Annotated in this window: 13 protein-coding genes; 5 read left to right on the forward strand and 8 right to left on the reverse strand. The window is 59.0% G+C overall.

The features are described 5' to 3' along the window. Position 1 precedes the first annotated feature (1 nt). Both ACP90_RS19230 and ACP90_RS19235 read right to left on the reverse strand, forming a co-directional pair. Entirely contained in the window at positions 2-1,612 is a 1,611-nt protein-coding gene (locus tag ACP90_RS19230; protein ID WP_062491779.1) for an FAD-dependent oxidoreductase, read from the reverse strand. 74 nt (positions 1,613-1,686) lie between these two features. Further along, positions 1,687-2,229: a VOC family protein gene (locus ACP90_RS19235; protein ID WP_062489416.1), complete on the reverse strand. Its 543-nt coding sequence runs from the start codon at positions 2,227-2,229 to the stop codon at positions 1,687-1,689. A 262-nt stretch (positions 2,230-2,491) separates the two neighbouring features. Between ACP90_RS19235 and nthA the strand changes: the two genes are divergently transcribed. From nthA to ACP90_RS19255, 4 genes are read left to right on the forward strand one after another with little or no spacing between them, the layout of a single operon-like run. Beyond that, the gene (nthA, locus tag ACP90_RS19240) at positions 2,492-3,133 is read left to right on the forward strand and encodes a nitrile hydratase subunit alpha (protein ID WP_062489418.1); all 642 of its coding nucleotides are present in this window, start codon (positions 2,492-2,494) and stop codon (positions 3,131-3,133) included. Beyond that, positions 3,130-3,792, forward strand: a complete 663-nt coding sequence (nthB, locus tag ACP90_RS19245; protein WP_062489421.1) for a nitrile hydratase subunit beta — start codon at positions 3,130-3,132, stop codon at positions 3,790-3,792. The genes nthA and nthB overlap by 4 nt, the downstream gene beginning before the upstream one ends. After that, on the forward strand, positions 3,782-4,132 hold the full coding sequence (locus ACP90_RS19250) for a nitrile hydratase accessory protein (RefSeq protein ID WP_031268099.1): 351 nt from the start codon (positions 3,782-3,784) through the stop codon (positions 4,130-4,132). Before nthB ends, ACP90_RS19250 begins: the two co-directional genes overlap by 11 nt. Positions 4,133-4,140: 8 nt before the next feature. Beyond that, positions 4,141-4,593 (forward strand): isoprenylcysteine carboxylmethyltransferase family protein, encoded by a 453-nt coding sequence (locus tag ACP90_RS19255; protein ID WP_062489423.1) that lies wholly within the window; start codon positions 4,141-4,143, stop codon positions 4,591-4,593. Positions 4,594-4,609: 16 nt separating this feature from the next. Here the strand turns inward: ACP90_RS19255 and ACP90_RS19260 are convergent, their stop codons facing one another. Continuing rightward, complete coding sequence (locus ACP90_RS19260; RefSeq protein ID WP_062491781.1) at positions 4,610-5,500, reverse strand: LysR family transcriptional regulator; 891 nt, start codon at positions 5,498-5,500, stop codon at positions 4,610-4,612. Between the two features lie 101 nt (positions 5,501-5,601). Between ACP90_RS19260 and ACP90_RS19265 the strand changes: the two genes are divergently transcribed. Further along, on the forward strand, positions 5,602-5,889 hold the full coding sequence (locus ACP90_RS19265) for a DUF1330 domain-containing protein (RefSeq protein ID WP_062489424.1): 288 nt from the start codon (positions 5,602-5,604) through the stop codon (positions 5,887-5,889). A 179-nt stretch (positions 5,890-6,068) separates the two neighbouring features. On the opposite strand, the gene ACP90_RS19270 is transcribed toward ACP90_RS19265, so the two are convergent. From ACP90_RS19270 to ACP90_RS19290, 5 genes are all read right to left on the reverse strand, one after another. Beyond that, a complete protein-coding gene (locus ACP90_RS19270) occupies positions 6,069-6,662 on the reverse strand; it encodes a class I SAM-dependent methyltransferase (RefSeq protein ID WP_062489426.1) in 594 nt (197 codons plus the stop codon). 62 nt (positions 6,663-6,724) lie between these two features. Beyond that, positions 6,725-7,903: an ABC transporter permease gene (locus ACP90_RS19275; RefSeq protein WP_022997806.1), complete on the reverse strand. Its 1,179-nt coding sequence runs from the start codon at positions 7,901-7,903 to the stop codon at positions 6,725-6,727. Continuing rightward, the gene (locus ACP90_RS19280; protein ID WP_031268102.1) at positions 7,900-8,925 is read right to left on the reverse strand and encodes an ABC transporter permease; all 1,026 of its coding nucleotides are present in this window, start codon (positions 8,923-8,925) and stop codon (positions 7,900-7,902) included. The genes ACP90_RS19275 and ACP90_RS19280 overlap by 4 nt, the downstream gene beginning before the upstream one ends. Before the next feature lie 266 nt (positions 8,926-9,191). Then, positions 9,192-11,078 carry an ABC transporter substrate-binding protein gene (locus ACP90_RS19285; protein ID WP_062489428.1) on the reverse strand — a complete coding sequence of 629 codons (1,887 nt, stop codon included), beginning with the start codon at positions 11,076-11,078 and terminating at the stop codon, positions 9,192-9,194. Next, the gene (locus ACP90_RS19290; protein ID WP_055658730.1) at positions 11,075-12,961 is read right to left on the reverse strand and encodes an ABC transporter ATP-binding protein; all 1,887 of its coding nucleotides are present in this window, start codon (positions 12,959-12,961) and stop codon (positions 11,075-11,077) included. The genes ACP90_RS19285 and ACP90_RS19290 overlap by 4 nt, the downstream gene beginning before the upstream one ends. Between the last annotated feature and the right edge of the window lie 65 nt (positions 12,962-13,026).

Below are 13,026 nucleotides of genomic sequence, written 5' to 3' on the forward strand. Positions count from 1 at the left end.
TTCATGCGCCTCCCATCGCGGTTTTCAAGGCGGCTTCCACCTTGTTGTCGTTGAAATAGCGCCAGCGAGCGGCAACATGCTGGTCCGGGCGGATCAGGTAGACCGTGCCGGGAGCCGCGTCGTAACGGGCTGCAAGTGTTCCGTCCTTGTCCTGCAGGTCCTTGCCCACACGCAGGACCCGGGCCTTGACTTTGCCGGCTGACACATCTGTTGCGGCTTCATCACCAAAGACAAGCAAGGTGAACCCGTCGCCGATCTGGTTGAGGAACCAGGCCGCCTCGCCGTTCACGTTCACAGGCGCGTCGGCGCAACAGGTGCCCGGGGACATCTTGCCTGCGAAACTGGATTCGTCGGCCGTGTTGAGCGTGCTTTCGACATAAGGTGTGGGCGCCGACAGACGTCCGGAGTTGACCAGTGGCTTGGCAAAGTCGGTCACCTCCGAAAGATCCAGAACCGCGTCCCGGAACCTGCGCGAGGCCTCGTTTTTCGGTGTGATGAAATCGGTGGACCTGGTCGAGTTCAGCAGGTTGTCGTCCGCCGCGAAGGCTCGCTCCGTGTGGTAGCTGTCGATGAGGCTTTCCGGGGCGTCTCCGTCCAGCACCAGTTTCAGCTTCCAGCCCAGATTGTCGATGTCCTGCACGCCGGTGTTGGCGCCGCGTGCGCCGAAGGGTGAAACCTGATGGGCAGCATCGCCCGCGAACAGTACCCGACCATAACGGAAGTTATCGATCCGCCGGCAGGCGAACTGATAGACGGAGGCCCATTCCAGCTCGAACTCCTTATCCTCTCCCAACATCGCCTTGACGCGCGGAATGATGTTTTCTGGCTTTTTCTCTTCTTCCGGATCGGCCTCCCAGCCAAGCTGAAAATCCAGCCGCCAGACATCGTCGCACTGCTTGTGCAGAAGAGCAGACTGCCCCCGGTGGAACGGCGGGTCGAACCAGAACCAGCGCTCGGTTGGAAAATCGGCTTTCATGATGATGTCGGCGATCAGGAAACGATCCTGGAAGAACTGACCAGAAAAGCCTGCTCCGACCATCTTGCGTGTGTCGGAGTTGGCGCCATCGCAGGCAACTACCCAGTCTGCTTCCATCTTGAAGACACCGTCAGGCGTTTCGACGGTCAGCACGACATGATCGTCCCCCTGCTGCAGGTTCAGGAGCTTGTGCTTCCAACGCAGGTCTATGAGGTTCGATTTCTGAGCCTCGTCGACCATGTATTCCTCCAGATAATATTGCTGGAGGTTGATGAAGGCCGGGATCTTGTGGCCATCTTCCGGCAGAAGGTCGAATGTGTAGGCAAGGTCGTCGCGGAAGAAGACCTTGCCGATCTTCCATTCGATACCCTTGTCGATCATGCGTGTGGCGCAGCCGAGCCTGTCCCAGATCTCCAGTGGTCGCTTGGCGTAACAGACCGCGCGCGAGCCGATGGAAACGGTGTTGTTGTCGTCCAGAACGACGGTGGGGATGCCCCGCTGGGCGAAATCAAGCGCAGCCGTCAGTCCGATCGGCCCAGCTCCGATCACCACCACCTTGTGGCGCTTGACCGTACCTGTCTGCTGCTCCTCCGACTGACGATAACTGTATTGCGGATAATGATAGGTCTGAAACATCGGGCTCTCCTCCCAGATCCGCCAAGGCGGCATCAATCGAACGGCATTTGCCGCACTGGCGGCATGTGTCTTGCTCACACATCGGCCAGCTCTTTGGCGTGCAGCCATTCAGCGTGTTTCGGGGCCCTTTTGGTCTTCGACCATTCTTCCAGCATCTGCCACTTGACCTCGTCCAGACGAGCCAGAAGCTGGTCTTCTTCGGGATCCGGGCAAGCCAGTTCGACACGGTGACCGTTGGGGTCGAAGAAATAGATGGAGTAGAAGATTGAGTGGTCGGTCACGCCCAGAACCTCGACACCGTTCTTTTCCAGGTGGTCCTTGAACGCAATCAGCTCGTCCCGATCCTTCACCTTGAAGGCGATATGCTGCACCCAGCGCGGCGTATTCGGGTCAAACCCCATTTCGGGTTTGGTCGGCAGTTCGAAGAACGCCAGGACGTTGCCGTTTCCGGCATCCAGGAAGACGTGCATGTAGGGATCGGGATCGTGGGTAGAGGGCACATGATCTTCGGCGATCGCCAGAACAAAATCCATGTTCAGCATCTTGCCGTACCATTCCACGGTTTCCTTGGCGTCCTTGCAACGATAGGCGACGTGATGCATCTGCTCGATTTTCATGGGACCGCTCCTCCAAATTAGTTACATATGTAACCATATTGCTCCACAGCCTACCCGCCTTGATCTAAGTCAAATTGGTTCCATTCGTAACTAATTTGAAGGCCAATCCACGCAACACCGCCATCTCGGACAAATGCGACCAGGTCGAGCACCGATCCGGGATGACAAACCCTCCTCAAAATCAGGCGACCAACCTCGTGTTGGAATTGACAGGCCATGACCTGCGTTCTCATATGAGGTACCTGCCAGCGAGGAGCTTTCCATGTCCGCTCACGAACACGATCATTCCCATGATCACGACCATTCCGAATTGAGCGAGATAGAGCTGCGTGTACGCGCTTTGGAAACGCTGCTGACGGAAAAGGGATATATCGATCCCCCTGCCCTGGACGAATTGATCGAGACTTACGAAACCAAGATCGGCCCCAAGAACGGCGCCCGCGTTGTTGCGCGGGCGTGGGCGGATGCAGACTACCGGGACCGGCTCCTGAAAGACGCGACCTCAGCGATTGCCGAGTTCGGCTTCACTGGCCGTCAGGGTGAACACATGGTGGCGGTCGAGAATACCGACCAGACCCACAACATGGTCGTTTGTACACTGTGCTCCTGTTATCCCTGGACAGTGCTGGGCTTGCCGCCTGTCTGGTACAAGTCTGCTCCCTATCGGTCCCGCGCCGTGCGCGACCCGCGAGGTGTTCTGGATGAATTTGGCGTAAAGCTGCCGGATGATACCGAAGTCCGCGTCTGGGATTCGACGGCTGAAATCCGCTATCTGGTGATCCCCAAACGCCCTGCGGGAACAGACGGATGGAGCGAGGAACGTCTGGCGGATCTCGTCACCCGCAACAGCATGATCGGTACCGGGCTGGCGCTCGATCCTTCCGAACTGGAGGATGCGCCATGAACGGCGCCCAGGATCTTGGCGGACAGATGGGCTTTGGCCCCATCGAACTGGAAGAAAACGAACCCAACTTCCATGCCAAATGGGAAGAACGCGCGTTTGCGGTAACGCTGGCCATGGGCGCAACCGGCTCCTGGACGCTTGATGCCTCACGCTTTGCCCGCGAATCCTTGCCGCAAGTTACCTACCTGACCTCCAGCTATTACGAGATCTGGACCAGAGGGCTTGAAAAACTTGTGCTGGCCAATGGCCTCGTTACGGAAGAGGAACTGAAACAAGGCCGGAAACTTGAAGCCGCGAAGCCGGTCAAGCGCGTGCTCTCGGCAGACGCTGTTGCCGGAGTTCTGTCCAAAGGCGCACCGGTCGACCGAGAAGAACATCAGCCCGCCCGTTTCCGCGTCGGTGACAAGGTCCATACGCGGCGCATGAACCCCGAACACCACACGCGCCTTCCCCGCTATGCCCGCGATGCTGTTGGCACGATCGAGGCCATTCACGGCGTTCATGTGTTTCCGGATACCAACGCGCACGGCGAGGGCGAACAGCCGACCTGGCTTTATGGTGTCCTCTTCAAGGGTACCGACATCTGGGGTCCTGACAGCGATCCCAAGCTTTCCCTGCGTATCGATCTCTGGGAGCCTTATCTTGACCTTGCCCGATAAGTTTCTCGAAACGCCGCGCCTGCCGCTGGATGAAGACGGCGGGCCGGTGTTCGGTGCTCCCTGGGAAGCCAGGGTTTTCGCCATGACGGTGAAAGCCCATGAAGCCGGAGTGTTTACCTGGGGCGAATGGGCTGAGGCTCTGGGCGCCGAGCTTGCCAAGGATGGCGACGGAAGCGGCGAGACCGAAGGCTATTACGACCGTTGGCTGGCGGCCTTCGAAGGTCTGCTCACAGCCAAGAACATTGCCGCAGCCGGACAACTTGCAGACCTGCGCAAGGCCTGGGACGACGCGGCCAGGGCCACCCCGCACGGCGCACCAATCGTTCTTCAGAGGTCCTGAGGGAGACCATGCGCCTGTTGCTGCCACCTCCGGTCGTCGTCGGCATCGGACTGCTTCTGCTGTATGCCGGCGCCAGGCTGTTTCCGGCGCTGAACCTCACCCTTTCAGGTCAGACTTCGATCGCCGCGGTGTTCCTCATTGCCGGACTGGCAATTGGCGGACACGCGCTTTTCCGCTTTGTCATGGCGGGAACGACCTTCAACCCCATAACGCCGGATAAAGCCAGGACTCTGGTGACCCAGGGTTTTTACAGGGTGTCGCGCAACCCGATGTATGTCGCCGACGTTCTGCTGCTGCTGGCATTCGGCACCTACCTCGGTACGGTGACGGTTTTCGCCGTCGTTCCGGCTTTTGTCTGGTACCTGACCGAATTCCAGATCAGGCCTGAAGAAGAGCATCTGAAGCGCCTGTTCGGTCAGGAGTATCTCGACTATTGCGCGCGCGTTCGCCGCGGGCTCTGACCGCTGGCAACGTCACTCAATTCCCGAGGTAGAGACTGCTCTTTTCCTTGAAGGCGTCGGCCGCAAAGCGAAGAAAGGTTCGTACCCTGGCGACGTTCTTCAGGTCCGGATGGGTCAGGATCCAGATATCGAAGTAACGGCTCGGTTCGACGCCCGGCAGGCGGATCAAGTCGGGATCAGGATCCCCCAGAAAGCAGGGCAAACGGCCGATGCCCATGCCGGCCCGTACGGCCGCATGCATCGTGATCATGTCGTCGGTGACCGTTGCCACCTCGCCATTGGGGTACCGATCGCGCATTTCCTTCGGAACCTTGTTGCCCCACCATTTGAAGGCGATGAAAGGCACCGCCTGCGATGTGACCGTTTCGAGCGCCGCTTCCCGGTATCGGCGAGCAAAGTCTCTCGACACGTAGAAACAGCGGTTCTGGCCTGTGGCAAGACGGCCAAACAGGCTTTCATCGGGCTTGTCGGTGACACGCACCGCGATATCGGCCTCGCGCCGGTGCAGGCTCAAAATTTCGTTGGCCGCGTTCATGGTAACGTCGATGCCCGGGTGCCGCTCCTTGAAGCGCGCGACAATCTCGGCCAGCTGCACCTGGAAAACAAGCTGTGCTGCCGTGACGCGCAGCGGGCCTTCGAGTTCATCGTCCTTGGCTGCAATGCGCATGTCCAGCGCAAGCACTTCCAATTCCATCCGGCGGGCGGCTTCAACCGCCTCTTCGCCGGCGGTGGTCGGCGTGAACCCTTCCGGCAGACGGTCGAACAGGCGTGCGCCGATTTCCTCTTCCAGCGCCGACAGCCGCCGTGACACTGTAGAATGCGTCACACCAAGGCTACGAGCGGCCTTTGTCAGGCTGCCGGCATTGGCAATGGCGAGCACGAATTTCAGATCATCCCAGCTATACATGGCGCGTGCATTTTTGCACAGTTCGATTACGAATTTGAAGAATTTTTCGCATTCGGGCTCTGCGATACGTTTCTGGCATCTCAAACAAAGGAGACCAAGAGATGTCCATTCAAGCGATTGCCATGATCACGGTGACGGATCGCGAAGCGCTCGGCGCCTATCGTGAAAAAGCTGCAGACGCTCTCGCACGCCATGGCGGCAGCGTCATTGCAGCGGATCCCGCACCTCTGGTCCTGGAAGCGGCTATCGATGCGCCGAACATGGTTGCCCTGCTGTCCTTCCCCACGCCCGACGCCGCCAAGGCCTGGCATCGCGACCCGGACCTTGCCGATGTACACGCCCTTCGGAACAAGGGCGGCAAGTCGACGATTGTCGTGCTTCCGGGTTGATCACCTGTCACTGGGCAAATCGTCCTCTCGAGGAGGATCACCAAGTGCACTCCAAGAACAGGGGAGCCGCTGCCTGAGCACGCCTCCCCCTCTGGAAACAACACACCCCTGCCTCCTCAGGCTGAGGAGGCAGGGGTGTGTTCGCCATATTCAATGCTGTTTTTCGGGCTCTCCGGCGCTTACCGAACCGGCTTCACCAGGCGCATGCGCCAGGTGACGCCTTTCTTGTCGGAGACGAGACGATAGTCATCGAGCACTTCCCACTTGCTGGTATCGTCGGTTGCTTCCCAGAGCTTGTTGATCAGCTTGTTTGCACCTGACTCCGGCTTTTTCGGTGAATACATCGACAGGGCGATAACACCGTTTTCCTTCAGGAACGGGGCGTAGCGGGCAACGACGGCAGCCGGGTCATCCGCGAAGTGAAGAACCTCGTTGAAGACAATGGCGGAGAACGTTTCACCTTCCTGCGCTTCGAAAGTGTGCATGTCGCCTGCCCGCAGGCTGGCGATGGCCGGGTCGACATTGGCGATCTGCAGGGAAGCCGGGGAAAGATCCATGCCGACATAGCGCTTGACGCCCATGGGCTGCAAACGCTCGTAGAGCAGGCCTTCGCCGCAGCCGATATCGAGAACGTCATCCATGGAGCCGGTCAGGCTCAGCCACATGCCGATAATGCCGTATCGGCCGCTTTCAGGCAGCGAGCGCAGGAAGGCCCAGCGACCGGCTTCATATTCCTCGTCCCAGCCAGCGGCGGTGGTGGCATTCTTCGACATTGTGACTTCCTAACAGCAAGACGGGCCAGAACGGCCCGCCGGTTCTTCATATTTCAGATGCATCACTTATAGGGATCTGCCGCGTCGCGCAAACCATCGCCAAGGAAATTGAACGCCAGGACGACAATGATGATCGGCAACACCGGAGCCATCAGCCATGGATAGACGGTCACCACCGAAATGTTCTGCGCTTCGTTCAAGAGAACACCCCAGGAAACCGCCGGCCGACGCAGGCCGAGGTTAAGATAGGACAGCGCAGTCTCACCCAGGATCATGGATGGGATCGACAGCGTCGCCGACGCGATGATGTGGCTTGTGAACCCCGGCAGCAGATGCCGCGTGATGACGCGCTTCGGCTTGGCACCCATCAGGACAGCTGCCTTGGCGTATTCCTCTTCACGCAGGGACAGCAGCTTCGACCTGACGGCACGGGCAAGCCCGGGCCAATCCAGCAGACCAAGGATGATCGTCAGGCCGAAATAGATCCAGACGGGGCTCCATGTAACAGGCAGTGCGGCAGAGAGTGCCATCCACAGAGGCAGTTCGGGAAGTGAGCGCAGGATCTCGATCGCGCGCTGGATCAGACTGTCGATCCAACCGCCGAAATAGCCGGCGATCCCACCGAAGAAGAGCCCTAGAACGATTGAGATCACGACGCCGATCAGACCGACAGTGAGTGATAACCGGGCGCCGTAGACCAGGCCCGAGAACTGATCGCGGCCAAGCCGGTCCGTCCCGAACAGGAACATCGTGCCGCCTTCCGCCGGGCACACAAGATGGAAGGACGCGTCCCACAGCCCCCAAAACTTGTATTTTGCGCCGCTGCAGAAGAAGCGGAGCGGCTGGACATTGTTCGGATCGTCCTTGAACACCCATTGCAGTGTTTCCATGTCGATTTCCGAGGTCATGCCGTAGACGAACGGGCCGACAAGCTTGCCTTCGTGAAACAAGTGGATCGGTTGCGGCGGAGCATAAAGATGCATGCTGTCGCGGCTGTTGGCGCCATAGGGCGCAATTACTTCGGCAAAGGGAACGCACAGGTAGAACAGGATCAGGACCACGCCTGACCAGACCGCTATTTTGTGGCGCTTGAATTTCCACCACATGATCTTCCATTGGGAAGCCTGGTAGAAGCGCTCCTGCTCGGCGGTCATCTCCTCGGTGACAGCCGGGTTGAACGGCGTCGGATCGACGTAATGCTCGACTTCGCGCGTGGGCGTGTTCTTCACGTCCATGGTCATGACGAGGCCCTCCCGCCAAGACGAATGCGCGGATCGAGAACTGCCAGCAGCAGATCGGAGATCAGCATGCCAATCAGCGTCAACATGGCAACGAACAGCAGAATGAACCCTGACAGGAACTGATCCTGCGATTGTAACGCGGACACAAGTACCGGACCGACTGTCGGAAGGCTCATCACCACCGAAACGATCACCGAGCCAGAAACTAGCGACGGGATCAGGTTGCCGATGTCGGCGATGAACGGGTTGATGGCCATGCGCAGGGGATATTTGACCAGCAGGTGGTTTTCCTTCAGCCCCTTCGCCCGGCCCGTGGTGACATATTGCTTGTGAAGCTCGTCAAGCAGGTTGGCGCGCAAGCGCCGGATCATTGCCGCCGTGCCGGAGGTCCCGATCACGATGGTCGGGACGATCAGATGCGCCAGCACCGACATCGCCTTGTCGAAGCTCCAGGGCTGATCGATGTACTGAGGATCCATCAGGCCACCGACGGACAGGCCGAACCAGCGATTGAAGAAATAGAGGAGAATGAGCGCAAGCAGAAAGTTGGGGGTGGCAAGACCGATATAGCCCAGGAAAGTGAACCCGTAGTCCCCCCAGGAATACTGGCGCGTTGCAGAGAAAATACCGATGGGGAACGACACCACGTAGACGAACAGGATCGTCGCGAAGTTCAGGACCACGGTCAAGGGAAGTGTCGGTCCTATGACCTGCTCCACCGGCTTGTCGAATTCGAACGACCAGCCCCAGTTGCCCTGGATCAACCCGTCGAAACCGTGAGGTCCCGGCCAGAGGCCAACCCAGATGAGGTAGCGCTCCATGAAGGGACGATCGAGAGAGAATTCCTTTCTCAGGAACTCGAGCTTGGCAACCGAGGAACTTTCACCGGAGGACTTCAGGGCAGCAATCTGGTTGGAAATGTAATCACCGGACGGCAACTCGATGATGAAGAAAGTCAGCAGACTGATCACCAGCAAGGTGGGACCCATCATCAAAATACGTCGGACAATGTAATAGAGCACCTAAACTCCCCTCAGCCCCGGCACTTTGCGCAAATCAGGCTCTGATTTCTGCACTTAAAGTCAAATTCGGTTTCGATAGTATGACGTTTTTCAACCAAGAGTCAGTCCCCGGAAAAACGACTGGCGGAACGGGCCGGATCAAGTCAGCCCGTCGCCTTTAAAGCGTTCGGTTCGGATAATCTTCCGAACCGAACGATATCCCTGACAGTTTCCCCGTCCGGTTGGTGTCAGAACCAGCCGGACCGGAAAACAAGCGGAACTGCTGCTTACTTGGCCATGTAGAATTCATCCATGCGGTGAATTCCGAAATGGGCGCCAGGATCCCAGCCGTAGATACCTTCAAGCGGTACGTTTTCAACGTTCTTGATCACAACCGGCTGACGAACGCCGGAAACCAGACCGATATGAATGGTTTCGTCAGCATGGATCTGGAGCATTTCTTCCCAGATCTCGGTGCGCTCTTCCGGCGTTCTGGAGCTCAACCATGCGGTATAGAGTTCCATCAGACGCTCGGCCGGGGCCCAGTCGGGTTTTTCACCGCCCTCACCCTGGGTTTCGAAATAGTCACCCCACTTGTGCCACGAAAGCGCGTCGCCACGCACAGGGGCAAAGTCTTCCGGCGGCATTTCGGACGTCGGAATGCCGTTCTCGAAGCCGGACCATACAGACATCAGCAGGTCACCGGTGATGGCGCGCTCGCGCATGTTGTCACGCTGGCTCGGCTTGGCAAACAGAGCGACGCCGATCTCTTTCCACATTTCCTTGACCAGCTCCAGGGCATCATCCTGGACCTGTTCCTCGCCAGCTGTCTCCACGATGATTTCCAGCGGACGGCCATCGGACATCAGACGAATGCCGTTTCCGTTGCGCTTGGTGAGGCCGATTTCGTCCAGAAGCGCGTTCGCCTGTTCCGGATCGTATTCCGCCCACTTGGTGGTGAACTCGGCCTTGTAAAGCGGGCTGGACGCCAGAACCGTGTCGTTGCCCGGAGTTCCCAGCCCGAAGAACAGGACCCGGTTGAGCAGGTTGCGGTCAATCCCGAGCGACAGGGCATGACGGAACTTCGTGTTGCGCATCAGTTCACGCCAGACCGGATCCTTGACCGTCAGGTTCGGCAGGATCGAGATCTCCGCACCCTTGGTGTTGGACCAGAGCGCGGTGACATAGCCATTGTCCTTTTCGCCCTTCTTCAGAACGGTAATGTCGGCGAAGTTGAGGTTGCGTGCCTGCAGGTTGCTTTCGCCAGCCTGGGCCTTGGCCGGGATCAGCTTGCCGTCGGCAACCGTCATGATGATTTCGTCGACATAAGGAAGCTGCTGACCGGTGCTGTCGACCCGGTGATAGTATGGATTGCGTTCCAGAACGAAGCGCAGGTCGCTGTCATCGCGGTTGCGCACCCAAGGCTGCAACGACGGCATGTCGACGTTCTGCGCGTTGTACATGTCGTCTTTTTTGTTATGGAGCGGTGCCCAGTCCCGCGCCTTCACCTTTGCAGCTTCCTTGGCGATCACATCAGGATCGCCGTATTTCTCGTGGAACTGCTTCAGGTAATGGGCAGGCCGATAGATGAACGGCGGACGGGACTTTGCCAGTTCCGGCAGGAACAGCGGGTTCGGCGAATCCCAGGTAAAGCGGACGGTGGTTTCGTCCAGGACCTCGAACTTGGGGCCTTTGCCATCGGCCAGCAGGTACGGCGGCAGACCTGACGGGGTCAGGCTTTCGTTGCTGACAATGTCCTCGAAAAAGTAGCGGAAGTCCTCGGCACCGAAGGGATGGCCATCAGACCACTTGTGGCCGGCACGCGTGTGAAGCGTGAAAATGCGGCCATCTTCAACATCGACGTTCGCCAGGATATCGGGAACCAGTTCCAGTTGCTCGTTGTAGCCAACGAGGCGGGCATAGCCCCAAACGTTGATCAGGCGGACATCCTTTGCCCGGCCGATCAGGGTGTCGATCTTGCCTCCCGGCTTGCCGACGGTTCGACCCTTGGCTTCAAGATCAACGATCAGAGGGTCGGAAGGAACCCGTTCCGCCACGGGTGGCAGAGACGGATCAAGGCCCGGTGTTTCCTTCAACTCCAGCGCGGCCAGTGGCCCCGCTATCAGAGCTACGGTCAGGAAAAGACCGGCCCTTACGGAATTCAAAAACTTCATGCTGCAGTCCCCTCAAGCGCCCCGGCATTCTTCAGGCCAGGTGCGCAGACAAAGTGATCCGGTTCCATTTCCACCAGCGACGGCGCCTGGCCGTCGGTCAATCGGAAAGGTTCCGGCCAAGATTGCGGCTCCGATGCTCTGTTGGCATCTAGGGCGGCAAAATCCAGTGGTGCCGACAGGTCCGGCTCAGGCACGGCCGAAAGCAATGCTTTCGTGTACGGGTGCAGCGGATTGCCGACGACAGTTCGTGTTTCGCCCATCTCGACCAGTCGTCCACGGCACATGACCGCGATCCGGTCGGCAACATAGTCGACCACGGCCAGGTTATGGCTGACAAAGAGATAGGTCAGGTTCAGGTCGCGCTTGAGATCCTGCAGAAGGTTCAGGATCTGCGCCTGTACCGAGACGTCGAGCGCCGAGGTCGGTTCGTCGCACAACAGGAATTCCGGGTTCAGCGCGAGAGCTCGTGCGATCCCGATGCGCTGGCGTTGACCGCCGGAGAACGAATGCGGATAGCGGCGCAGGAAACGCGGGTCGAGCCCCACCAGGTTCATCAGATTGCGCGCGCGCTCGGCCCGCTCCTGAGGGGTGCCGATGCCGTGCACCTCAAGGGGTTCCATCAGCGTGTCGTTGATGGTCATGCGCGGGTTGAGCGAGGAGAACGGATCCTGGAAAATAAGCTGTACGCGGCGGCGATAGTCCATCAGTTCCGCGCCCTTGAGCTTGGAGATGTCTTCCAGCCCCTTGCCGCGATTGTAGAGGACGTTGCCGCCCTCGATACCGATTGCCCTCAGGATGGCCTTTGCTGCGGTGGTCTTGCCGGAACCCGATTCCCCTACGAGACCGAGACACTCGCCACGGCGGATCGTCAGGTTGATGCTGTCGAGCGCGGTCATGGTCTTGACCTTGCCACCTAGGAAAGACCCCTTGCGCAGGGTGAACCGTTTGGTGACATCGCGCATTTCGACCAGGGGCTCGCCCGGCTTGACGTCGCAATGCGGGCGATTGGCCGTCAGTTCCTCCGAGCGGACCTTGATGGGCCGGATCGGCACCAGCCGCTCGTCCCGGTCCATGTGGAAGCTCGGGACCGCGTTGAGCAGAGCCTTCAGATAGTCGTGCTTCGGATTGGAGAAGAGCTGCTGGGCAGTGCCCTTTTCCATGATGCGGCCATGATAGATCACCGCGATTTCGTCGGCCATGTTGGCAACCACGCCAAAGTCGTGGGTGATCATCAGGACGGACATGCGCAGTTCGGCCTGAACTTCGCGAATGAGTTTCAGGATTTCCGCCTGAATTGTGACGTCGAGCGCGGTGGTAGGCTCGTCCGCGATCAGCAGCGCGGGGCGGCAGATCATGGCCATCGCGATCATCGCGCGCTGGCGCAGGCCGCCTGACAGTTCGAACGGATAGGTGTCGAGCGCGCGCTCGGGATCGGGGAACTGGACCAAGCTCAGCATGGTCTTGGTCAGTTCGCGTGCCTCGGCGCTGGAAACATTGCGGTGAAGAAGTGCGGCTTCGCCGATCTGGTCGCCGATGGTATGCAGCGGCGACAGCGATGTCATCGGCTCCTGGAAAATGATCGCAACCCGGTTGCCGCGCAGGTGCCGCATCTGCGGTCCCTTGCGCTCAAGCGCTGCGATATCGACAGGCGGCTCTGCGCCGGTCGGATCCGCCAGGATCACTTTCCCGGATGTAATGGATGCAGCCTGGGGCAGAAGACCCATGATCGTCTGCGATATGACCGTCTTGCCCGACCCGGATTCGCCCACCAGCGCGACAGTCCGGTTCTCGGGTACGACAAATGACACATTGTCGACCGCCCGGACCTGACCTTCCGCCGTATTAAAATCAACCGTCAGTCCCTCAATCGAGAGAACATTCACCGCGCATTTCCTCCCAGGCAAGGATTGTCTGACAGAGGCTTACTAAGCCCTCATTGCATTTGAAA

The organism is Labrenzia sp. CP4, from assembly GCF_001579905.1.
Lineage (GTDB): Bacteria > Pseudomonadota > Alphaproteobacteria > Rhizobiales > Stappiaceae > Roseibium > Roseibium algicola.

Bases quoted from the DNA above. Each gene is read 5' to 3' on its own strand.
- ACP90_RS19230 (WP_062491779.1), bottom strand. From the start codon at position 1,612: ATGTTTCAGACCTATCATTATCCGCAATACAGTTATCGTCAGTCGGAG.
- ACP90_RS19235 (WP_062489416.1), bottom strand. From the start codon at position 2,229: ATGAAAATCGAGCAGATGCATCACGTCGCCTATCGTTGCAAGGACGCC.
- nthA (WP_062489418.1), top strand. From the start codon at position 2,492: ATGTCCGCTCACGAACACGATCATTCCCATGATCACGACCATTCCGAA.
- nthB (WP_062489421.1), top strand. From the start codon at position 3,130: ATGAACGGCGCCCAGGATCTTGGCGGACAGATGGGCTTTGGCCCCATC.
- ACP90_RS19255 (WP_062489423.1), top strand. From the start codon at position 4,141: ATGCGCCTGTTGCTGCCACCTCCGGTCGTCGTCGGCATCGGACTGCTT.
- ACP90_RS19260 (WP_062491781.1), bottom strand. From the start codon at position 5,500: ATGTATAGCTGGGATGATCTGAAATTCGTGCTCGCCATTGCCAATGCC.
- ACP90_RS19265 (WP_062489424.1), top strand. From the start codon at position 5,602: ATGTCCATTCAAGCGATTGCCATGATCACGGTGACGGATCGCGAAGCG.
- ACP90_RS19270 (WP_062489426.1), bottom strand. From the start codon at position 6,662: ATGTCGAAGAATGCCACCACCGCCGCTGGCTGGGACGAGGAATATGAA.
- ACP90_RS19275 (WP_022997806.1), bottom strand. From the start codon at position 7,903: ATGACCATGGACGTGAAGAACACGCCCACGCGCGAAGTCGAGCATTAC.
- ACP90_RS19285 (WP_062489428.1), bottom strand. From the start codon at position 11,078: ATGAAGTTTTTGAATTCCGTAAGGGCCGGTCTTTTCCTGACCGTAGCT.